This is a genomic window from Pseudomonas sp. 58(2021), assembly GCF_017491585.1.
Taxonomy (GTDB): Bacteria; Pseudomonadota; Gammaproteobacteria; order Pseudomonadales; family Pseudomonadaceae; genus Aquipseudomonas; species Aquipseudomonas fluorescens_BT.
Window position 1 is genome coordinate 81654 of sequence record NZ_JAFGYZ010000008.1, and the last position, 22087, is coordinate 103740.

Annotated in this window: 21 protein-coding genes; 7 read left to right on the forward strand and 14 right to left on the reverse strand. The window is 61.9% G+C overall.

The features are described 5' to 3' along the window. Positions 1-3: 3 nt before the first annotated feature. From J5M72_RS11325 to J5M72_RS11335, 3 genes are all read right to left on the reverse strand, one after another. A complete protein-coding gene (locus tag J5M72_RS11325) occupies positions 4-312 on the reverse strand; it encodes a class I SAM-dependent methyltransferase (RefSeq protein ID WP_169431336.1) in 309 nt (102 codons plus the stop codon). A 250-nt stretch (positions 313-562) separates the two neighbouring features. Then, the gene (locus J5M72_RS11330) at positions 563-997 is read right to left on the reverse strand and encodes a DoxX family protein (protein ID WP_007950955.1); all 435 of its coding nucleotides are present in this window, start codon (positions 995-997) and stop codon (positions 563-565) included. A 107-nt stretch (positions 998-1104) separates the two neighbouring features. Beyond that, complete coding sequence (locus J5M72_RS11335; protein ID WP_169431337.1) at positions 1105-2526, reverse strand: transglycosylase SLT domain-containing protein; 1422 nt, start codon at positions 2524-2526, stop codon at positions 1105-1107. Positions 2527-2762: 236 nt separating this feature from the next. Here J5M72_RS11335 and J5M72_RS11340 point away from each other — a divergent pair, with 236 nt between their 5' ends. The 3 genes from J5M72_RS11340 (at position 2763) to J5M72_RS11350 (ending at position 5667) form a co-directional block, all read left to right on the forward strand. After that, positions 2763-3569, forward strand: coding sequence for a TatD family hydrolase (locus J5M72_RS11340; RefSeq protein ID WP_207865488.1), 807 nt, complete (start codon positions 2763-2765; stop codon positions 3567-3569). Positions 3570-3675: 106 nt separating this feature from the next. Next, positions 3676-5157, forward strand: a complete 1482-nt coding sequence (locus J5M72_RS11345) for a methyl-accepting chemotaxis protein (RefSeq protein WP_207865489.1) — start codon at positions 3676-3678, stop codon at positions 5155-5157. A 144-nt stretch (positions 5158-5301) separates the two neighbouring features. Continuing rightward, positions 5302-5667, forward strand: a complete 366-nt coding sequence (locus tag J5M72_RS11350; RefSeq protein WP_207865490.1) for an Mpo1-like protein — start codon at positions 5302-5304, stop codon at positions 5665-5667. A gap of 1 nt (position 5668) precedes the next feature. On the opposite strand, the gene J5M72_RS11355 is transcribed toward J5M72_RS11350, so the two are convergent. From J5M72_RS11355 to J5M72_RS11365, 3 genes are all read right to left on the reverse strand, one after another. Next, a complete protein-coding gene (locus J5M72_RS11355) occupies positions 5669-6463 on the reverse strand; it encodes a thioesterase family protein (RefSeq protein WP_207865491.1) in 795 nt (264 codons plus the stop codon). 171 nt (positions 6464-6634) lie between these two features. Beyond that, entirely contained in the window at positions 6635-7405 is a 771-nt protein-coding gene (locus J5M72_RS11360; protein ID WP_169431342.1) for a CHAD domain-containing protein, read from the reverse strand. A 77-nt stretch (positions 7406-7482) separates the two neighbouring features. Next, positions 7483-7761: a hypothetical protein gene (locus J5M72_RS11365; protein ID WP_041069470.1), complete on the reverse strand. Its 279-nt coding sequence runs from the start codon at positions 7759-7761 to the stop codon at positions 7483-7485. 219 nt (positions 7762-7980) lie between these two features. Here J5M72_RS11365 and J5M72_RS11370 point away from each other — a divergent pair, with 219 nt between their 5' ends. After that, the gene (locus J5M72_RS11370; RefSeq protein WP_207865492.1) at positions 7981-9018 is read left to right on the forward strand and encodes a patatin-like phospholipase family protein; all 1038 of its coding nucleotides are present in this window, start codon (positions 7981-7983) and stop codon (positions 9016-9018) included. Here the strand turns inward: J5M72_RS11370 and J5M72_RS11375 are convergent. The 6 genes from J5M72_RS11375 to kdpF all read right to left on the reverse strand — a co-directional run bounded on the left by J5M72_RS11375 (position 9015) and on the right by kdpF (position 17082). Then, positions 9015-9713 carry a response regulator gene (locus J5M72_RS11375; RefSeq protein WP_207865493.1) on the reverse strand — a complete coding sequence of 233 codons (699 nt, stop codon included), beginning with the start codon at positions 9711-9713 and terminating at the stop codon, positions 9015-9017. The genes J5M72_RS11370 and J5M72_RS11375 overlap by 4 nt on opposite strands. A 48-nt stretch (positions 9714-9761) precedes the next feature. After that, positions 9762-12413, reverse strand: a complete 2652-nt coding sequence (locus J5M72_RS11380) for a sensor histidine kinase KdpD (RefSeq protein ID WP_169431345.1) — start codon at positions 12411-12413, stop codon at positions 9762-9764. 28 nt (positions 12414-12441) lie between these two features. Then, the gene (gene kdpC, locus J5M72_RS11385) at positions 12442-12987 is read right to left on the reverse strand and encodes a potassium-transporting ATPase subunit KdpC (RefSeq protein ID WP_169431346.1); all 546 of its coding nucleotides are present in this window, start codon (positions 12985-12987) and stop codon (positions 12442-12444) included. 234 nt (positions 12988-13221) lie between these two features. Then, the gene (gene kdpB, locus J5M72_RS11390) at positions 13222-15279 is read right to left on the reverse strand and encodes a potassium-transporting ATPase subunit KdpB (RefSeq protein WP_207865494.1); all 2058 of its coding nucleotides are present in this window, start codon (positions 15277-15279) and stop codon (positions 13222-13224) included. A gap of 10 nt (positions 15280-15289) precedes the next feature. Then, positions 15290-16984: a potassium-transporting ATPase subunit KdpA gene (gene kdpA, locus J5M72_RS11395; protein WP_169431348.1), complete on the reverse strand. Its 1695-nt coding sequence runs from the start codon at positions 16982-16984 to the stop codon at positions 15290-15292. A gap of 8 nt (positions 16985-16992) precedes the next feature. Further along, complete coding sequence (gene kdpF / locus J5M72_RS11400) at positions 16993-17082, reverse strand: K(+)-transporting ATPase subunit F (protein ID WP_007899818.1); 90 nt, start codon at positions 17080-17082, stop codon at positions 16993-16995. Positions 17083-17512: 430 nt separating this feature from the next. On the opposite strand from kdpF, the gene eat reads away from it, so the two are divergent. Beyond that, positions 17513-18877: an ethanolamine permease gene (eat, locus tag J5M72_RS11405; RefSeq protein ID WP_085710789.1), complete on the forward strand. Its 1365-nt coding sequence runs from the start codon at positions 17513-17515 to the stop codon at positions 18875-18877. A gap of 118 nt (positions 18878-18995) precedes the next feature. Next, entirely contained in the window at positions 18996-19163 is a 168-nt protein-coding gene (locus J5M72_RS11410; RefSeq protein WP_065257130.1) for a DUF2897 family protein, read from the forward strand. Positions 19164-19208: 45 nt separating this feature from the next. On the opposite strand, the gene J5M72_RS11415 is transcribed toward J5M72_RS11410, so the two are convergent. Beyond that, on the reverse strand, positions 19209-20060 hold the full coding sequence (locus tag J5M72_RS11415) for a DUF1989 domain-containing protein (protein ID WP_207865495.1): 852 nt from the start codon (positions 20058-20060) through the stop codon (positions 19209-19211). Positions 20061-20235: 175 nt separating this feature from the next. Here J5M72_RS11415 and J5M72_RS11420 point away from each other — a divergent pair, with 175 nt between their 5' ends. Beyond that, positions 20236-20793, forward strand: a complete 558-nt coding sequence (locus tag J5M72_RS11420) for a TetR/AcrR family transcriptional regulator (RefSeq protein ID WP_169431351.1) — start codon at positions 20236-20238, stop codon at positions 20791-20793. Here the strand turns inward: J5M72_RS11420 and fabF are convergent. Beyond that, positions 20790-22064, reverse strand: a complete 1275-nt coding sequence (gene fabF, locus J5M72_RS11425; RefSeq protein ID WP_207865496.1) for a beta-ketoacyl-ACP synthase II — start codon at positions 22062-22064, stop codon at positions 20790-20792. The two genes, J5M72_RS11420 and fabF, sit on opposite strands and share 4 nt — an antisense overlap. Between the last annotated feature and the right edge of the window lie 23 nt (positions 22065-22087).

A 22087-nucleotide genomic window follows, 5' to 3' on the forward strand; every position in this document is an offset into this window, starting at 1 on the left:
CGCTCAACGCCGTGCAATCAGACCCTGGCGAGCAACGCGGGTCAGTTGACGGATCATTTCCGGAGCGTCTTCAGCGCTGGGCGACTGGATCACTGCGAGGTCGAAACTGTCATTGGCAAAACGCGCCAGCGACTCGCCGTCTTCGACAAACTGGATCAGGAATGCGGCAGGACCGCCGCTGCGACGTGGCCAGCCATCGAGATAACGCAACAGCGTCGGCTGATGTTTACCGCCAAGCAGGATTTTTGGGTTGCGCTGAGTGACATGTGCCGTGATTGGCGCGGGGCGTGCTGGAGGGCGAAGTGCATTCATCGTGTCGTGTCTCTGCCTCAAAAGTCTGCATGGCAGGTGAGAGGCAACACCGAACCAGCGCTTTAGCGGTATTTCGAAGCCCTGTTCCGGCTTCTGACGGCAACTGAAGAATAGTCACCTGGCGCCCCGCAAGTAGCTGTTTAAATCGGCGCATGAGCGGCATCCTAGAGAACGTGACCGGCCAGTGTCAAGAATCAGCCGCAACAAAAAAGGCCCGCACAATGCGGGCCTTTTGCTTGAGCCAGAGCGGTCAACCGGCGATGGCGCGATCCACCGAAAGCTTGCCGGCACCTTCGATCAGCACCGCAAGGCTGCCACCGAGCAGGGCCAGGGCGAACTCATAACCGTTGTTGGCCATGAACAGACCGTTGCTGATGTGCACGGTGAAGATGGCCACCAGCGACAGGAAGGTCAGACCCAGTGCCGCCGGCCGTACCAGCAGACCGATGATCAGCGCCAGACCAGCGAAAAACTCAGTGCCGCCTGCCAGGGTCGCCATCAGATAACCAGGCGTCAGACCGATGCTTTCCATGTATTGCGCGGTGCCGGCCAGGCCGTAGCCACCGAACAGACCGAAGAGTTTCTGCGAGCCGTGGGCGGCGAAGATCACGCCGACAGCAATGCGCAGAATGGTCAGACCGTAGCCGGCGCGGGTGAACAGGACTTTGTTGATCAGAGAGCTCATGTTGCGTTTCCTTGTTGTCAGAAGGGCTTGTTGGTTGGTCGCCATATTAATCAGTTAAATTTATGTTAAAAGCGCAAATATTCCGCCATAACAATCAATTTATTAGATCATTTGCGTGAGACAACTTTCTGTCCCCCGGGCTCCAACGACTCCCGCTCCCGGTCGAACGCCAAGTAATACTTGTTCACACTATTAACATAGCTGACGGCGCCCATCCCGACCTGCTCCATGGCAATGCGCTCGACCTGGAAGAACCACTGATTAGGGTTCAGACCACGACGCCGGGCCTCGGCGCGCATGCCCTGCACGCGCTCCGGGCCGATGTTGTAGGCGGCCAGGGTAAACGCCATGCGCTCGCGCTCATTGAGCTTCGGACTGTTGAAGAACTTGCGGCGGATCATCGCCAGATACTTGGCCCCGGCCTGCACATTCGCATCGAGATTCTGGATGTTATTGACGCCGACCCGCTGCGCGGCGGACGGCGTGATCTGCATCAGCCCGGTAGGCCCGCCACCGCTGCGCGCAGCGGGTTGCAGCGCCGATTCCTTGAACGCCAGCGCGGCCAGATTGAGCCAGTCCATGTTCTGCGCTTCGGCATGCTTTTGCAGGGTTGGACGCAGTTTTTCCAGACGCTGGCGGTCAGCCTTGGCCAATGGATAGTGGACTTGATAGAGGCGACGGTAGATCCGCAGAAACGCTGCGTCTTCGTTCGACGGCGTCTTGTAGCCGGTCAGGAAACGGTCGATGCTCGCTCGCAGCATCGAAGCATCTCGCCGCACGAACCAGTACTCCTCGCCCGGCTCGCTGATCATCAACTGCCGGTCAACACGCAACTTCGGCAGGATCTTGCCCCAGCGCTCGGCAATCGGTTGCTCGACGATGGTCAGGTGGAAGATGCCGCCCTGGACCATCTCCAGCACATCCTCGACGGCCAACGTAGGATCGACCCATTCGATCTTGATCGGCGCCAGTTTGTGCAGCGCCAGTTTCTGGTTGAGTTGACTGACCGCCTCCCCCGCCGCACTGCCGGTGGGCAGTGCCAGGGTTTTGCCGGCCAGCTGCTCGACTTTGGTGTAGCGTTTCTCGCCCTTGATGCCGACCAGCACCAGCGGCACATTACTGGCGATCGGTTCGCTGCTGGCGACCGCATGGCCCGGTTGCAGATCGAGCAATTCGCCCGGCGCCACCAGATCGCCCTCGCCACGCTGTAGCGCGCCGAGCAATTGATCCTTGGCTTTGGGAATGATCTTGAGGGTTATTTCCTGACCGTCGCGGGCATGGCCATTGAGGTACTGCTCGAAGGCGCGCAAACGGTGATATTCGACGCCAATGGTCTGGCCCTGGACTTCGCCGGAGCTGTTGCGGCTTTGATTGACGAGCACCCGCAACACACGGCTGCTGCGGATCTCGGTCAGGTCGCGAACCTTGGCAGCCGGCACGGCTTGCAGCGGCCCGGGCAAGCGCGCAACCGCCGTCATCGGCAGCAGCAGCGAACCACACAGCAGGAGCAAAACCGAGGGACGAACCATCCACTCTCCGGAAAGAATACGGGGCGTTTTCACCGCTGAACGGTCGCAAAACACCGACGAAAACAGAGCGCCAGGAGCGCTGATAAAGTGCGAGAGACTGGCACAGTGATGGCAACTCTGCCAACCCGTGTTGCCTCGCGGCCTCAACAGACAGTCATAAGCCGTTGTAGTTCTTGGCTTTTCTGATAAATCTACAGCTCTGATATGCTTTCCGGCCTTCGGCCCGAGGTAGCACCATGCAACTCATCGATATCGGCGTCAACCTGACCAACCCCAGTTTCGCCGACAAACATCAGGTCGTGCTCGATCGCGCCTACGCTGCCGGGGTCTGCCAACTGGTGCTGACCGGCACCAGCATCGAGGGAAGCGAACAGGCGCTGGAGTTGTGCCAGCAACTGGATGCGGACGGCCAGCGACTGTTCGCCACCGCCGGCATTCACCCGCATTCGGCCAGTGACTGGAACGCCGACAGCGCACGGCGTCTGCGCAGTCTGCTGAAGGAATCGAACGTGGTGGCGGTGGGCGAATGCGGGCTGGATTTCAACCGTGATTTCTCGCCACGACCGCAACAGGAAAAAGTCCTCGAAGAACATCTGGCCCTGGCCGTGGAGCTGCAACTGCCGGTGTTCCTCCATGAGCGCGACGCGAGCCCGCGTCTGCTGGAGATTCTCCGTGACTTTCGCGACCAGTTGCCGGCCGCCGTAGTGCATTGTTTCACCGGCGAGCAGAAAGCGTTGTTCAGTTACCTCGACCTGGATCTGCACATCGGCATCACCGGCTGGATCTGCGACGAGCGTCGCGGCACCCATTTGCATCCGTTGGTGAAGGAGATCAAACGCGGGCGTCTGATGCTGGAAAGCGATGCACCGTATCTGCTGCCGCGCACACTACGACCGAAGCCGAAGAACGGACGAAACGAGCCGGCCTATTTAACCGAAGTGTTGCGTGAAGTGGCGCTGCATCGAGGTGAGACCGAGGAAGATCTGGCGAGCCACACCACCGCTTGCGCCCGGGCGTTCTACGGTTTGCCTGCCCTGCCCTGAGCCGGGAACTCATTACTTGTTGATGCACATCAAGACCCGGGCACCTGCGTAGCGGCACAATAATGGCACCTTGCCAAAACTGTTTCCGCTATCAGAGAAGACCTCCATGGGTGCCTGGCTTAGCAATATCTCGCTGAAATACAAATTCTGGGCGGTCAACGCGGTCGCCTTCGTCACCACCTTGCTGTTAGTGCTGTACGCGGTGCAGCTCGAACAGCAGGCACGCAGCCACGCCGCACAGGCGTCGGCACAGGCGCAGGCGCAATTGCTCAAAGCCTGGCCCGCAGGTCAGGCCCTGCCCAAGAGTGATCAGGTGCTGACGTTCAAACGCGGTGAAGCGCCTCGCCTCAACGATCAACCGCTGCTGGAAATCACCGACAGCAACGGCTGGATCGACATCAGTCACTTGCCGTTTTTCGGCGAAAACCCGCTGCTCGGCGCCGAGGTATTCAGCCGTGCCGATGGCCAGCAGGTCGCCGTGATCGCCTACGCCCCCAGCCTCAGTCAAGTGTTCAGCAAACGGTTCGCCAACTACGCGGTAGCGGTGTTCATCCTGATGCTGGCGATGCTCGGTGCCTCGCAGTTGCTGATCCGCTTCTTGCTCAGCCAGCTCAACACGCTCAAGGACGTAATGCTGCACGTCGAAAAAACCGGCGATCTTTCCGCCCGGGTGCCACTGGCCTGCAAAGACGAAGTCGGGCAGATGGCCAATGCCTTCAACGCGATGCAGGCCGGCTACCAGCGCGTGGTCACCACCGTGGCCAACACTGCACGACAACTGGACGTCGGCGCGGCACGGCTGGCGTCGAGCATGAACGAGGTGCGTCACGGCATGCTTGGCCAGCAAAGTGAAACCGATCAGGCCGCCACGGCGATCAACGAAATGACCGCCACCGTCTACCACATCGCCCAGCACGCTGGTGCCACTCGCGATCTGTCGCAGACTGCCGACGGCCTGGCCGGCAGCGGCCAACAAGTGGTCACCCGCGTCCAGCATTCGATCGCCGGCCTGTCCAGCGGCGTACAGCAGACTGCCGAGATGATCCAGCGCCTGGCCGAAGACAGCCAGAAGATCAACGGCGTGGTCAGCGTGATCCACAGCATCGCCGAGCAGACCAATCTGCTGGCCCTCAATGCAGCCATCGAAGCAGCGCGCGCCGGGGAAATGGGCCGCGGGTTCGCGGTGGTCGCCGATGAAGTGCGCAACCTCGCCAAACGCGTGCAGACGTCCACCGACGAAATCACCACCATGGTGTCGGCGCTGCAGGCCGGGACCCGCGATGCGGTGGACTTCATGCAGGAGAGTTCGTACAAGGCTGACGATTGCGTGCAGCAGGCCCAGGAGGCCGGTGAAGCGCTGGCAGAAATCACCGGCGCGGTGGCGCAGATGCGCGAGAGCAACACGCAGATTGCGGTGGCGGCAGAACAGCAGAGTCAGGTTGCCGAAGAGATGAACCGCGCGGTGGTGAGCATTCGCGATGTGACCGAGAACACCGTGCAGCAGACGGTGGACTCAGCGACCACCAGCAATGAGCTGGCGACGCTGGCCGGTGAACTCAACAAGGCAATTGGTCAGCTTAAATTTTGAGGGACTGCTGGCGATGGCGTCAGGCCGGGAACATCGAATCCGGCGATGACGCCTATCGCGGCAATAGCCAACCTTGATTCGCCGCCCTCCCTGCCCGGGCCTATTCTTCAACCATGAACCAAACATGGAATGAGGAGCAGCAACATGGGCAAACGTCACCCCAACCTTCCCGCCTGGCAATGGCGCGCCTACCCGAATAATCACCAGCATCCGACCAATCTGGTGCTGCATCTGATTGCCGTACCACTGTTCATCGTTGCGTTTCTGTTGATCGTCTCGGGGGTGTTCAGCCTGAGCCTGGCGAGCGTGGCCATCGGCGTGATCGGGATTGTCGCAGCGCTGGGTCTGCAGCGTCACGGCCACCGTCTGGAGGCGCAAGCCTCCGAGCCGTTCAGTGATCGCATGGACGCCGTTTCGCGTCTGCTGGTCGAGCAGTTTCTGACCTTCCCGCGCTTTCTGCTCAGCGGCGGCTGGTATCGTGCCTGGCGTGAACGCCACCGCCGTCATTGAGTCAGGCGAAGATCGTCACCGTCTGCCGGCTCATGGCGATCAGTTCGCCCTCGGCGCTCCACAGTTTGGCGGCAACATGACCATAACCGTCGGCGGCGTACTCGATGTCCGCCAGATATTGGCACCAATCCAGCGTGCTCAGCGCCCGTAACGGCTGAACGAATTCGATGGTCCAGGTCAGCGTGCTGCCCGGCGCCGGCTTCTTCAGATACGGCAACAGCGCAGGCGGCCAGGCATCGACCAGCGCCAGTAGATGCGCTTCGTTGACCGGTTCCTCTTTCACATCCCCACGCAAGCGCACCCAGCCGCCCATCAACCGTGATTGAATGCCGGTGAACGGCATGCCGCCGACACTCCAGCGCATCGCCAGATGACGCATGAACTCCGGGGTCACACCTTTGATGTACGGCAGCTCCTGGCAGTCGTCCCAGTGTTTCATCTCTGGCGCCGGGTACGCTTCAACGGCCACTTCCGACGGACGTGAAGCACCGAAGCTGCCTTGCACCATCGTCACCACCTGACCGTTCTGTACGGCGCGCCCCAGCACCTGAATCACCGCTTTGCCTTCGCGCAGGATTTGCACCTCAAAGCTCACCGGCACTTCGGGCTCGACCGGACCGACGAAGGTGATTGCCAGCGAACGCACCGGACGCTCCGACGGCACCCGCGCTCGCATCACTTCGTATTGCAACGCCGCCACCAGCCCGCCGAAGCTGGCGCGCCCCTGGCCCCACTCGGCCGGAATGACGACCTCCGGTTGACGACGGACTGCATCGATCAGATCGCAAAAGCGCATGGGAACCTCGGACACGAAAAAGGGAATGACCGGATCTTAACCAGCGCGGCAGAGCGGCGCAGCGTCCATTCCGGTCAAACAGGCTGACAGATAGGCCTTGCGCCGGTTTAAGACACAATAAAAAACCTGTGGAAGTCAGACTGCTGGCTTCTACAGGTTTTGAAGTGCGTTTCAGGACTTTTTAAAACAAGTCGTGCTGAGTTTTTCCAGCACCCGGTCAGCCTTGATTTCGGCCTCGACCATGGTCGCCTGCCAGGTGGCGACGCAGGGTTGCAGATCCGCTTCCTGTTCGGCCTTCGCCAGCCATTGCCAGCAATCGTGCCAGTCACCCAGTGCGCCTTGTGCGGACTTCAGACGTGGCAACGCGACCTTCGGCAGACGATCGAGCTCGGGGTAGGCTTCGATCCCGTAGCGCACCCGTTTGATCAACAGGCGCAGACGATGACGATCGTGTGCCGGATCGTGCAGCGCCACGTCGAGGTTCTTCCATTGCTTGCCCAGACGCTTTTCGATGCGCTTGTCCAGGTCATCGAGCAAGCCCTGACGCTGGGACGCGCGCAGGAAACGTGGAAACGCATCGAGGATCATCAGCAGCGAGGCCACCTGCGCACTGGCCGCCAATGCCGGATAGGCCTCGGCCATCTGCGCCATGCGCCGCTGCGCGGCCTCAGGCTGGCCATGTTCGGTCAGCCAGGCCGCCAGCACCTCGCGGTCACGCCACGGCGTGGTCAGTTGCCCCACCGCCGCCGCCGCGTCTTCCAGTTGCTCGACGCCAGGCAAGCCACGCAGCGGCCTCAGCAGACTGCGCAAGCGACGCACCGTGGTCCGCAGATCGTGCAGCGCCTCCGGGTCGGTACGTGCGGTCAGACGTGCCTGACAGGCCAGCAGCCTGACCTCCAGGCTCAGGACATGAGCCACCAACCGGTCAACCAACGCAGACATCGCTTGCTCCTGACTTCAATCCCATTGCATGAGTGTGCACCGGTGTGGCTGATCCGCCGTTGCGCTAAGTCAGCAGCTTAGCGTCCGGCGCGGGATTCGCGAATGTAGAAACGCGCTTTCTCGGCTTTTTTGCTGCAACCCTCGAAGCCTTCGAATTGCTGCTGGGTCTTGGCCGCCGTCAGCAACGACAGGGCCTTGGAGTAGCTCACCGTACCGGCAAAACCCTCGGCCTTGGCCAGATCCAGCTCATGCCACGCCGCATCGAGCTGGCTGCCGCAGCTGTCGCGGTAGGCGGTCTTGCCGGCGCAACCGGCCAATGCCAGGGCAATCAAGGGCACACAGATCCAGGCTTTCATCACTTACACCTCAAAGATAGGTCAACAGTCGTGCAATTAAGACGTTGGGGCGGTGAAAAAGTGCCTTGTGCCCCATGAATCCAACGCACGGCAAAAGATAACGCCAGCGGGTCAAGAAGTATCGAAAAAACGACGCCAGTGCCGCCCCGAACGACCCCGGCGATTGTAGCCCGGCCCTCGATGGGTGCATTGTGGAAACCTGTCGGGGGAGGAAGTCTGATGAAAAAGCGTGTCGCACTGGTACTGGGTTCCGGTGGCGCCCGGGGCTATGCCCATATCGGGGTCATCGAAGAGCTCGAACGGCGGGGTTACGACATTGCCTGCATCGCCGGTTGTTCGATGGGCGCAGTGGTCGGCGGAATCTACGCCGCAGGGAAGCTGGACGAGTACCGACGCTGGATCGAAAGCCTGGATTACCTCGATGTGTTGCGACTGGTGGACGTGAGTTTTCGCCTCGGGGCGATCCGTGGCGAAAAGGTCTTTGGCCAGATCCGCAAGATCGTCGGCGAAATCAATATCGAAGAGCTGCGCATCCCTTACACGGCGGTCGCCGCCGACCTTACCAACCAGCAGGAAATCTGGTTTCAGGAAGGCTGCCTGCACCAGGCGATGCGCGCCTCGGCAGCGATTCCCAGCCTGTTCACGCCAGTGATGCAGGGCAACCGGATGCTGGTGGACGGCGGCATTCTCAATCCGTTGCCGATCGTGCCGGTGGTGTCGAGCCACTGCGATCTGATCATCGCGGTCAATCTCAACTCGACCAACCAGCGCCATTACAAATTGCCGGTGATCCAGCGCCCCGCCGCGTTCCGTACACGCTTTGACAGCCTGATCAGTTCACTGGGCTCGAAGATGCCGTTCCGCCGCAAACAGGCCGAGCAACTTCTGTTATTGGAACAGGAAGCGCTGCGCGCCGAAGCCGCAGACATCAATCCGTGGGTCGAAGGCGCCGACCCGGAAACCCAGCAACCGGCCGCCGCCCCTGAACACGATGGCGCGCCGAAATCCGCCACCGGTTCGTTCATCATCGATAATGTCGGGCCGGCGTCATTACTCGACCTGATCAACCAGAGTTTCGAGGTGATGCAGACCTCGCTGGCCCAGTACAAGATCGCCGGGTATCCGCCGGACATCCTGATCAACGTGCCGAAACGCGTCTGCCGGTTCTTCGAGTTCTACAAGGCGCCGGAGCTGATCGCGCTGGGTCGCGAGATTGCCCGGGATACGCTGGATCGCTACGAGAGCGAACAGAACTAAAGGCTGCCCTCGCTCAACAAGCGATAACCGACGCCCGCCTCGGTCACGATAAACCGGGGCCGGGTCGGATCGTCCGCCAGTTTCTGTCGCAGATGGCCGACCACGATCCGCAAATAATGGCTGTCCTCGGTGTGAGTCGGGCCCCAGATGTCCTTGAGCAATTGCTGCTGGGTGATCACCCGCCCCGGATGCCGCGCCAGTTGCGCCAGCACAGCGTATTCCTTGCGGGTCAGGGCCACTTCGACGCCGTCGAGCAGCACTCGGCGATAGGCGAGATCCACCGTCAGCGGGCCGAAGGCCAGCGCCGCTTGTTGCGCCTCTCCGGCCGGGGCCTGGCGCAACAACGCGCGGACCCGGGCGAGAAACTCCTGAATGCCAAACGGTTTGGTCACGTAGTCATTGGCACCGCCATCCAGCGCCTGGACTTTCTGTCCTTCGCTGGCGCGCACCGACAGAACCAGCACCGGCGCCGTGGCCCACTCGCGAAACTCGCGCAGTACCTGCTGGCCATCCATGTCCGGCAGGCCGAGGTCGAGCACCAGCAGATCGGGTTTGTTCAGCGCCGCCTGGGCCAGGCCCTCGGCCCCGGTGCCGGCCTCCAGCACTTTGTAGCCTTGTGAGGCGAGGCTGATACGCAGGAACTTGCGGATCTGCGGTTCATCGTCGATAACCAAAATGGTCGCGGTCTGGCTCATGGGTTCACATCAATACAAAAGATTGGCAAGAGAGTAGCGCAGGCGGATTCAGGCTTCACCGTCCATCCCCGGTTGCGTCTGCAAGGGCAGGTGCAGAGTGATGCAGGTGCCGCGTCCGTCGATGCCGTCACCGACACTGATCCGCCCGCCATGGGCGCCGACCATGCCCTGACAAATTGCCAGCCCCAGGCCCGTGCCCTGTCCGCCCCGATCACCCCGGGCGGCGGTGTAGAACATGTCGAAAATCTTCGCCCGCTCATCGACCGGAATCCCCGGCCCTTCATCGCTCACCGAGAAAAACACTTCGCTGTCATCCGCTCCGGCACGCAATTGCAGACGGCCGTGGGATGGCGAGAATCGGGCGGCGTTTTCCAGCACGTTCACCAGCGCTTGCTCGATCAACGCGGCATGCACGTACAACAGCGGCAACTCGGCCGGCACATCGGTGCTGACTTGCAACGACGACAGCACGGCGCGCAGACGATTGAGCGCACTGCCGACGATGTCCGCCGGCGATACCCAGTCCCGCGCCAGTTTCAGGGCGCCGTGGCCGAGTCGGGTCATGTCCAGCAGGTTCTGGATGTAACGGTCCAGACGCTCGGCCTCATCGCGAGTGCCTTCGAGCAATTCACGACGATCCTCCAGCGGGATCGCTTCGCCGAGTGCCAGCAGGCTGTCGATGCTGCCGCGCATCGAGGTCAGCGGCGTGCGCAGATCGTGAGACACCGAGGCCAGCAAGGCGCTGCGCAGTTGCTCGGTTTCGCCATGCAGACGCGCGGCCTCCAGGTCATCGGCCAGTTGCGCACGGGCCAGTGCCTGCGCCAGCGGCTGGCTCAGCGCGGTCAGCAAGCGACGACGCTGGCCGCTCAATGTCTGACCTTCTTTGGCACACACCCCAAGCAGTGCCAACGGCCCGTCTTCCACCGACAGCGGCCACCACCACCAGCGCCCGAATGGCAACGTGCCGGTCCCCATGCCCGCCGGTTGGTCGTGTTGCCAGGCCCAGTCGGCAGCGGCGCGTTCGGATTCAGTGAACTGCAACGGCCCGCCGGTTTCGACTTTCCAGCCGCCCTGCCCATCACGATTGAGCAGGCACAATTGCAGATCGCTCCAGCCATTGAGGTGCTGCGCGGCGGCACTGACCACGGCCTGACGGTCGGTGGCTGCAGTGAGTTTGCGCGACAGGTCGAGCAACTCGGTGGTCTCTTCCTGGGTATCGCGCAACGCCTGCAATTGCCGCCGCTGACGCGCCGCCAGATTGCCGGTGAGCGCTGCCATCAACAGGAAGAACAGCAAAGTCAGTACGTCTTCTTCACGCTGGATGGCGAAGGAAAAATTTGGCGGGATGAACAGAAAGTCGTAGGTCAGGAACGACAGCGCCGCACAGGCCAGCGCAGGTCCCAGGCTGCTGCGCACCGCCACCAGCAACACCGCCGCGAGGAACACCAGCGAAATGTTCGGCAGCGGCAATACGCTGGACACCGCCCACGCCAGCGCACTGGCCAACACCGTGGCCACCAGCGCCAGTGCATAGTCGAACCACACCAGCGTTGGCGCCGTCCGCAGGCGCGGTGGATGCTGTTCGTGATCGCTGTCCAGCACGTTGATTTCCAGTCCGTGGGACTGACGCAGCAAACGCGCTGCCAGACCACCACCGAACAGGCGCCGTCGCAGACTCGGGCGCGACTGGCCGACCAGCACCAGACTGGCCCGGCGCTCGGTGGCATGCTGGATCAGGGTCTTGGCCACCTCGCCGGCCCGCAACAGCACCACTTCCCCGCCAAGCCGTTCGGCCAGTTGCTGGGCGCTTTGCAGGCGCAGCCGCGATTGCTCATCGCGCACACTGCCGTTGTCGACGTGCACCAGGCTCCACGGCAAATGCCGACGCTGGGCGACACGGCTGGCGTGACGCACCAGACGTTCGGCATCGGCATTGCCATCGACGCCGACCAGCAAGCGTCCGCGTACTGCCGGCGCAGCTTGACCGAGCTTGCGGTAGCCCTGCGCCAGATCGTTGTCGACCTGCGCCGCCGCAGTCTGCATCGCCAGTTCCCGCAACGCGGTGAGATTGGTCTGGGTGAAAAACGCATCGATCGCGGCCCGGGCCTGCTCCGGCACGTAGACCTTGCCTTCGCGCAAGCGCTCGAGCAATTCCCGGGGCGGCAGGTCGATCAGCAGCAGTTCGTAGGCTTCCTGCAGCACCCAGTCCGGCAGGGTTTCGCGCACCTGCACACCGGTGATGCCGCGCACCTGATCGTTGAGACTTTCCAGGTGCTGGACGTTGACCGTGGTGTAGACGTCGATGCCCGCGGCGAGCAGTTCCTGAATATCCTGCCAGCGTTTGGCATGGCGACTTCCGGGGGCGTTGCTGTGGGCGAGTTCGTCGACCAGCACAAGCTTCGGTTTGGCGGCGAGAAGGCCGTCGAGGTCCATTTCTTCGAGCGTCACGCCACGGTATTCCGATCGCACCAGCGGCAGTTGCGGCAAGCCGCCGAGCAGCGCTTCGGTTTCGGCGCGGCCATGGGTTTCGACCACGCCTGCAATGACTTTCACGCCCTGACGCAGTTGGCTGTGAGCTGCCTGCAACATCGCGTAGGTCTTGCCCACGCCCGGCGCCGCGCCAAGAAAAACCTTGAGCCGGCCGCGTCCGTCGCGGGGCAGTTCTGCTAACAGCGCGTCGGCGCGGCCGGAGTCACTCATGCTTGAAGATCTCTTCCTGAAGGATTCATTACAGCTTTTCCAGCGCCATGTTCAACGCCAGCACATTTACCACCGGCGGGCCCACCAGTGGCTGTTCGATATGCGCGTCGAGCAACTGCTGCAAGGTCGCCACCGGCACATTACGCGCTGCCGCGACACGCGCCAGTTGATAGGCAATCGCGGCCGGTGGCAAGTGCGGATCGAGACCGCTGCCGGACGTAGTCAGCAGCGCCAGCGGCACGGGCCCTTGCCCGGGCACCAGCAGCTTGTTGGCGTCATCGATCACTCGAGTGGCCAGCGCCGGATTGCTCGGCGCCAGGTTGCTCGCGCTGCTCGAAACGGTGGCAAAGGCACCGGCTGAAGGACGTGGATGAAACCACGCATCGCCGACAAAATCCTGCGCGATCAGCGACGAGCCGCGCACCTTGCCTTCGGCATCGCGCACCAGGCTGCCGTTGGCCTGCTCGGGGAAGGCGACCTGTGCGACGCCGGTGACGACCAGTGGATAGGCAACGCCGGTGACCAGGGTCATCAACACCAGCAGGCTCAGGGCCGGACGTAACATTGTGGACATTTCAAAATCCTCGAATTCATTGGGCTTACAGACTTGGGGTGTCAGGGACATCTTTCCCCTCACCCCAGCCCTCTCCCGGAGGGAGAGGGAGCCGATCTCTATGCTTTTCAAAACCGGAGTCCGACTCGATATCTCAGGTCGATGTATCTCCAGAAAACACCTCGGTCAGTCCCCTCTCCCTCCGGGCGGTCCGACGTTTCGGGAGGGTTAGGGTGAGGGGCTGCGATATCAGCCTCACACCAGATGCAACGCCGTCAGCAACATGTCGATTGCCTTGATCCCCACAAACGGCACCAGAATCCCGCCCAGGCCATAGATCAGCAGATTGCGACGCAGCAACGCCGCCGCACTCGCGGCCTGCACCCGCACGCCGCGCAGGGCCAGCGGGATCAGCACAACGATGATCAAAGCGTTGAACACGATGGCCGACAGGATCGCGCTCTGCGGACTGCTCAAGTGCATGATGTTCAGCACGCCCAGCTGCGGGTAGATCGCGGCGAACAGTGCCGGCAGGATCGCGAAGTACTTGGCCACGTCGTTGGCGATGGAAAAGGTCGTCAGCGCGCCACGAGTCACCAGCAATTCCTTGCCGATCTGCACCACATCCAGCAGCTTGGTCGGGTCGCTGTCGAGGTCGACCATGTTGGCCGCTTCACGCGCTGCCTGAGTGCCGTCGTTCATTGCCATGCCGACGTCAGCCTGAGCCAGCGCCGGAGCATCGTTGGCACCGTCACCGCACATGGCGACCAGGCGACCGTCGTTCTGCTCGTGACGGATGCGCGCCAGTTTTTTCTCCGGTGTGGCTTCGGCCAGCACATCGTCGACGCCTGCTTCAGCGGCAATCGCGGCAGCGGTCAGCGGGTTGTCGCCGGTGACCATCACGGTGCGAATCCCCAGTTTGCGCAGCTCGGCGAAACGCTCGCGGATGCCCGGCTTGACCACGTCCTTCAGGTGGATCACACCGAGCAGTTTGCCGTCGGCGCAGACCAGCAATGGCGTACCACCGCTCTGGGCGATCTTGTCGATTTCCCGGGAGAGCGCCGGGGCCAGATCCTTGCGTTGTTGACCGAGGAAGGCCAGCAACGAATCCACCGCGCCCTTGCGGAACACACGGCCCTGATAGTCGACACCGGACAAGCGGGTTTCGGCGCTGAACGGTACGGCGGTCAGGGTTTCCGGCGAAGGTTCCGGCTGCGGATTGGAACCGCGCAGGTACTCGACGATGGACTTGCCTTCGGCAGTTTCATCGGCCAGCGAAGCGAACAGCGCGCCTTCTGCCAGCTCACGGGCATTCACACCCGGCGCCGCATACACGGCGCTGCAACGACGGTTGCCGAAAGTGATGGTGCCGGTCTTGTCCAGCAGCAACACATGCACGTCACCCGCCGCTTCCACCGCACGACCGGACTTGGCAATCACGTTCAGGCGCACCAGACGATCCATCCCGGCGATACCGATGGCCGACAGCAGACCGCCGATGGTGGTCGGAATCAGCGTGACCAATAACGCCACCAGGAACACCAGCGGCAGGCTGCCGTTAGCGAAGTGGGCGAACGGCTGCAGCGTCACGACCACCAGCAGGAAGATCAGGGTCAGACCGATCAGCAGAATATCCAGCGCCACTTCGTTCGGGGTCTTCTGGCGTTTGGCGCCTTCGACCAGCGCGATCATGCGGTCAAGAGTCGATTCACCGGGGTTGGCGGTGATTTTCACCAGCAGCCAGTCGGACACCAGTCGCGTATTACCGGTAACGGCGGAACGGTCGCCGCCGGATTCACGGATTACCGGAGCGGACTCACCGGTAATTGCCGCTTCGTTAACGGCCGCGATGCCTTCGATGACTTCGCCGTCGCCAGGGATCATTTCCCCGGCTTCGACCCGCACCACGTCCCCCTTGCGCAGGCTGGCGGCGGGCACCACCTGAAAGCTGCCGTTGGCCAGTTTGCGTCGGGCGCTGAGGCCTTCGCTGCCGGCCTTGAGGCTGTCGGCGCGGGCCTTGCCGCGACCTTCGGCCAGCGCCTCGGCGAAGTTGGCGAACAGCACGGTGAACCACAGCCACAGCGCGATTTGCGCCGCGACGAAGGTCGGCACGATGTTGTCCGGAATGAAGCACAGCACGGTGGTGAATATCGCGGTCAGTTCGACCACCAGCATTACCGGTGAGCGCACCAGCTGACGAGGGTCAAGCTTGACGAACGCTTGCACCAGCGCCGGGCGCCACAGAGCGCTGATCGTGGTTTTCGCGTGTTCCGGCGCCTTGGCGACGACGGGTTTGATTGCGGGCATATTCATCATCAGCTCCTTAGAAACCCATGCTCAAATGTTCGGCGATCGGGCCGAGCGCCAGGGTTGGCAAGAAGGTCAGGCCGCCTACCAGCAAAATGGTCACGGTCAACAGGGTCACGAACAGCGGGCCGTGGGTCGGGAAGCTGTTCTGGCCGATCGGTGCGGTTTTCTTCATCGCCAGGCTGCCGGCCAGGGCCAGTACCGGGAGGATGTAACCGAAGCGACCGATCAACATGCCCAGGCCGAGCATCAGGTTGTGGAACGGGGTGTTGGCACTCAGGCCACCAAACGCCGAACCGTTGTTGGCACTGGCCGAGGTGTAGGCGTACAGCAACTGGCTGAAACCATGGGGACCGGGGTTGCTGATGGTCGCCGCCGGGCCTGGCAGGGCCGCGGCAATCGCGCCCAGCACCAGCACGCCGACCGGCATCACCAGCAGGGTCACGACCAGCAGTTGCACTTCGCGGGCCTGGAGTTTCTTGCCGAGGTATTCCGGGGTACGGCCGATCATCAGGCCGGCAAGGAACACCGCAATCAGCACGTTCAGCAACATGCCGTAGAGCCCGGCACCGACGCCGCCGAAGATCACTTCGCCGACCATCATGTTGACCAGCGCCACCATGCCGCTGAGCGGGTTGAGGCTGTCATGCATGCCGTTGACCGAACCGTTCGACGCCGCGGTGGTAGTCACCGACCACAGCACCGTGGCGGTAGTGCCGAAGCGCGACTCCTTGCCTTCCAGCGGCGCGGTCTGTTCGACGGCCACGTTGTTCAGCGCAGGGTTCGGCTGATACTCCGCCCACATCGACGTAGCGCCGCCGATCAGAAACAGCGCGAGCATGCAGCCGATGATGGCGCGGCTCTGACGCAGGTCCTTCACGTAGTGGCCGAAGGTGAACACCAGCGCCACCGGGATCAGGATGATCGACGACACTTCGAACAGATTGCTCCACGCGGTCGGGTTCTCGAACGGATGCGCCGAGTTGACCCCGAAGAAGCCGCCGCCGTTGGTGCCCAGTTGCTTGATCGCAATCTGGCTGGCCGCAGGACCGAGCGGAATCACCTGGTCGACGCCTTGCAGGGTCACCGCATTCACGTATTGCGCGAAGGTCTGCGGCACGCCCTGCCACACCAGGTACAGCGCCAGCAGCAGGCACAGCGGCAGCAGACCGTAGAGGGTGGCACGGGTCATGTCGGCCCAGAAGTTGCCCAAGGTCTTGGTGGATTTGCGACCGATACCACGGCACAACGCGACCAGCACGGCGAGGCCGGTGGCGGCGCTGACGAAGTTCTGCACGGTCAGGCCGACCATCTGGCTCAGGTAACTGAGGGTCGCTTCACCGCTGTAGGACTGCCAGTTGGTGTTGGTCATGAAACTGACCGCAGTGTTGAACGCTTGCGTCCATTCCTGGCCCGGCAGGTTTTGCGGGTTCAACGGCAGGTGGTCCTGGAACAACAGGATCGCGAACAGCAACAGGAAACCTGCGAGGTTGAACGCCAACAGCGCCAGCGTGTACTTCTGCCAGCTCTGTTCGTCCTGCGGATTGACCCCCGCGAGACGGTAACAGCCGCGCTCGACCGGGCCGAGAATAGGCGTCAGCCAGGTGCGCTGACCTTCCATCACCTTGTAGTAGAAGCGCCCGAGGAACGGCGCGGGCAGCAACACCAACGCGAAAAACGCGAGGATCTGCCAATAGTCATAACTGTGCATAGCCGCTCCTAGTTCCGGTCCGCGCGCAACAGCGCAACCAACAGATAAATGAACAGCCCCACTGCCAGCAGCAGGGACACCCCGTCCAGAACGCTCATGGAAGATCTCCGTGTTACGGCGTATTGCCGCGTGTGGAGGCATTGTCGGAAAAGTGGCTGTAAAGGAACGAGGCCGAGGGTGCGGGCGGGGCATAAAGAAAGCGTAAAGAGTGGGTTTACGCGGGCGTTACAGCAGAGTTTCGCGTTGCCTGGGCGGGCCTCTTCGTCGGATCGCCGCCCGGACCAAGCCCGCTCCCGCAGGGGGATGCGTTGTTTGGACGAGCGCATTTCAAAATGTGGAAGCGGGCTTGCCCGCGAAGACGGCAGCACAGACAACATCGCACCCGACTGGCGCACAACTTTGTGGGCATTGCGTCGCGAACATCCCCGATACGACGCATTTCAGCCTATTACGACTCGCCAATACAAAATGGCACGCCCACTGCACACGACCTCCCCGGGCTTTCCAAACCGTTCAGGGAGCAAACGCATGAACACACAACTCAAACCCACGCTGGGCACGTTGCACCTGTGGGGCATCGCGGTGGGGCTGGTGATTTCCGGGGAGTATTTCGGCTGGAGTTACGGCTGGGGCGTCGCGGGAACCCTGGGCTTTCTGGTGACCTCATTCATGGTCGCGACCATGTACACCTGCTTCATTTTCAGCTTTACCGAACTGACCACGGCGATCCCGCACGCGGGCGGGCCGTTTGCCTACAGTCGTCGGGCGTTCGGTGAAAAAGGCGGATTGATCGCAGGACTGGCAACACTGATCGAGTTTGTCTTTGCCCCGCCGGCGATTGCGCTGGCGATTGGCGCCTATCTGAACGTGCAGTTTCCTGCCCTCGATCCGAAACACGCAGCAGTCGGTGCGTACATCGTCTTCATGGGGCTGAACATCCTCGGCGTGAAACTGGCGGCGACCTTCGAATTGATCGTCTGCGTGCTGGCCGTCGCCGAGCTGTTGGTGTTCATGGGGGTGGTCGCCCCGGCCTTCAGTTTCAGCAACTTCGCGCTCAATGGCTGGGCCGGCGCGGACGTATTTGGCGCACCGGCGATTGCCGGGATGTTCGCGGCGATTCCGTTTGCGATCTGGTTCTTCCTCGCCATCGAAGGCGCGGCCATGGCGGCCGAAGAGGCCAAGGATCCGAAACGCACGATTCCCAAGGCTTACATCAGCGGCATTCTGACCCTGGTGCTGCTGGCGATGGGTGTGATGTTCTTTGCGGGAGGCGTTGGCGACTGGCGTACCCTGTCGAACATCAACGATCCGTTGCCGCAAGCGATGAAAGCGGTGGTCGGCGACAATTCCGGCTGGTTGCACATGCTGGTGTGGATCGGTCTTTTCGGTCTGGTGGCGAGTTTTCACGGGATCATTCTCGGCTACTCGCGCCAATTCTTCGCCCTCGCCCGCGCCGGTTACCTGCCCGCCTCGCTGGCGAAGCTGTCGCGCTTCCAGACCCCGCACCGGGCGATCATCGCCGGCGGAATCATCGGCATTGCTGCCATTTACAGCGACGGACTGATCAATCTCGGCGGCATGACGCTCACGGCCGCAATGATCACCATGGCCGTGTTCGGCGCCATCGTGATGTACATCATGAGCATGCTCAGTCTGTTCAAACTGCGCAAAAGCGAGCCGAATCTGGAGCGGACTTTCCGCGCGCCGTGCTACCCATTGATCCCGTTCATTGCGCTGGTGCTGGCGATCGTCTGCCTGGTGGCGATGGCCTGGTTCAATGCGTTGATCGGCCTGATTTTCCTGGGTTTCATGGCTGTCGGCTTCGGCTACTTTTTGCTCACCGGGCAATTGCGCGCGAATGCTCCGGCGGACGCCATGCTGACCGGGCTTTAACCGCACCGGGCATAAGCGGCCTAGAATGGAACCACTGCGATTTCCCATCGCTCAAACGTGGTAAGCAGCATCGCCGGCGAAATCCTCGCCCGGCGACCTGCCATTAAGGAGAGCCGCTATGCCCTGGTATGCCTGGTTGATTCTGGTCGTTGCAATCGGCTCGATCGTGGGGGGTCTGATGATGCTGCGTGACACCGCCAACAAGGTCGAACTGACCGAAGAACAACGTCAACGCGTTGCCGAGCGCAATGCCGAAGCGGACATCAAGGACGCTCAGGATCGTTGAACGAAAAACCCCGCCTGAATCGGCGGGGTTTGTTTTTGACGGCGGTTATTTTTCCCACTCGGCCTTGGCGATATGCAAACCATGCAGGCCTTTGTACGCGGCGCGTTCCGGCGAACTCCAGCCTTCGAGTAACGATTCGTCCAGCCGATAGATTTCCACCCCCAGCGGACGGCACACACTCAGCGGATCCTGCGCATCCGGCCCCCACATCGCCAACGACAGATCACCGCCGGGGCACGTCGACAACGCACACAGCAAGTCGATTTCCGCAAAGAATTCCAGATAATCGCCCTTCTGCGCCGGGCAGGCCTTCATGAAATACAAGTCATCGTGATTCAGGCCCGTGCACTGAAAGATATTCAGCACGTCGTGCACGTCGAATTCGGTCAGACCATGGGGCAGCACAGCGCGGGTCAGGTTGGAATGGCAATGATGATGAAAGTCTTCGCCGGTGAGCATCTTGTTCACATAGGGATCACAGCGCGTACCGAGCAAATCATGCAGGCGACCGCCGTGCTCGTCGATGCCGTAACCGGCCAGGCTGTCATCAGTGATGGTGATCAGCGGCCGCAGAAAAGGCAAGTTCGACCAGAGGCGATCATGTGTGCTGACATGGGCGCCCTGAAGTTGCCGGGTCCGGGCCGCCCACATCCGCTCGCGTGGATCGTGGGCATTCCACACATTGAAATCGCCCACCTGCGGCCCCACCGGTGTGGTGACACGAAACACATGTCCCGCCGGAACATGCCAGGCGCGACCGGTGCGGATCGGCACTTCGAATTGCTCGATCAGGGTTCGCGCGCCCTTTTCGTCGCGAATCCGCTCGTAGAACGGTGCATTGATCTGCAAGGCCGAGCCTTTACTGACTTGATAGGCGGCCGGATAGTCTTTGTACATGGTTCTCCTGCTCCTTGGGTGATGGCAACTTTGTGAGCTGCAACCACTATCCGTGCCAACCGACATCCGCTGACAGGATCATCTTGGATTCACTCGCAGGTTTTTTAGAAGTAGAAGTACAGTCACCATTCAATTTTCATTGGTTAAGATGGTGGTCACGTTGCGGAGAGTTTAAATGCGTTACTCGCAAGATCATAAAGCCCAGACCCATCAGCGCATCATCAAGGAGGCGTCCGAGCGGTTTCGCAAGGACGGCATTGGTGCGACCGGCCTGCAGCCCTTGATGAAGGCACTGGGACTGACCCACGGCGGCTTTTATTCGCATTTCAAATCCAAGGACGACCTGGTCGAAAAAGCCCTGCAAGCTGCCGGCGATCAGGTGGCAGGCCTGTGCGAAGAACTGTTCGCCCAGGAAAAACCGCTGGAAGCCTTCGTCGATACGTACCTCTCCGAATGGCATCAGACCTCTCCACATGAAGGCTGCCCGCTGTTGACCATCTCTTCGGAACTGGGATTGCGCGGCCAGCCGAGTCCGACCAGCGATCTCGTGCTCAAGGCTCGCCTGGATCAGATCCAGAACACCCTCGAAGGCGAAAACGCGGCCGAGCGCAGTATCGTCATCATGGCGACACTGGCCGGCGCGCTCCTGCTCTCACGCAGCGTCGCGGATGCCGGGTTGGCGCAGCAGATCCTCGACGTCACCCGCGAACACCTCAAGCGTTCCGAAGACTAATCCTGCCAACGCTTGAACAGCACACTGGCATTGACCCCACCGAATCCGAATCCGTTGGACAGCGCGTACTCGATCGGCATCGACCGCGCCGGACCGTGGACAATGTCCACGCCTTCGCTGGCCGGATCGGGATTGTCCAGATTGAGAGTGGGCGGAACGACCTGATCGCGGATCGCCAACAGCGTGAAGATCGCTTCAAGACCGCCGGCAGCGCCCAACAAATGCCCGGTGGCGGATTTGGTCGAAGTCACGGCGATCTTGTTATGCGTCCCGAACACCGACTTGATGGCCGCCAGTTCGCCAAGATCACCTACCGGCGTCGAGGTTGCGTGCGCATTGAGGTGCTGCACCTGATCCGGCGTGATACCCGCCTGAGCCAGCGCCAGCGTCATGGCTCGCCGGGCACCGCTGCCGTCTTCCGGCCCGGCAGTCAGGTGATAAGCGTCGGCGCTGGTGCCGTAGCCGACCAGTTCGACCAACGGTTGTGCACCGCGCGCCAGCGCATGCTCCAAAGATTCGATCACCAGCAGCCCGGCGCCCTCGCCCATCACAAACCCGTCCCTGCCACTGTCAAACGGCCGCGAAGCGCGTTCGGGCGTGTCGTTGTAGCCGCTGGATAAAGCACGCGCTGCCGCAAAACCGGCAAGGCTGACGCGGTCGATGCAGGCTTCCGCACCGCCGCACAACGCGATGTCGGCCTCGCCGGCGCGAATCAGCCGAGCGGCGTCACCGATCGCCTGCACGCCGGCCGCACACGCGGTGACTGGCGCACCAAGCGGTCCCTTGAGCCCGTGCTGGATCGAGACATTACCCGCCGCGAGATTGACCAGAAACGATGGGATGGTGAAGGGCGACAAGCGACGCGGACCACGGTTGTCGGTGGTGCGCACGGCTTCGGCGATTGCACCGAACCCGCCGACACCCGAACCGATAATGGTCGCAGTGCGCTCCTGAGCGTGAGAGTCGGACGGATGCCAACCGGCCTGCTCAAGCGCCTGACGGGCAGCCTCCATGGCGAACAGAATGAAACGATCCATTTTCTTCTGCTCCTTCGGCGGCGTCGCCCGATCCGGATCGAAACCGGCTTCGGCATCCTCTTCCATCGTCGGCACTACACCGCCGACCCGCGTCGGCAGATCGGCAATGACCGCTTCCGGCAGGTTTCGCAATCCCGAACGCCCGGCCAACAAACGCTGCCAGACGACTTCGACAACGCTGCCCAAGGGCGACACCAGGCCCATACCCGTGACAACTATTCGACGCTGATCCATATCGGGTTGACCTCTCACGACTC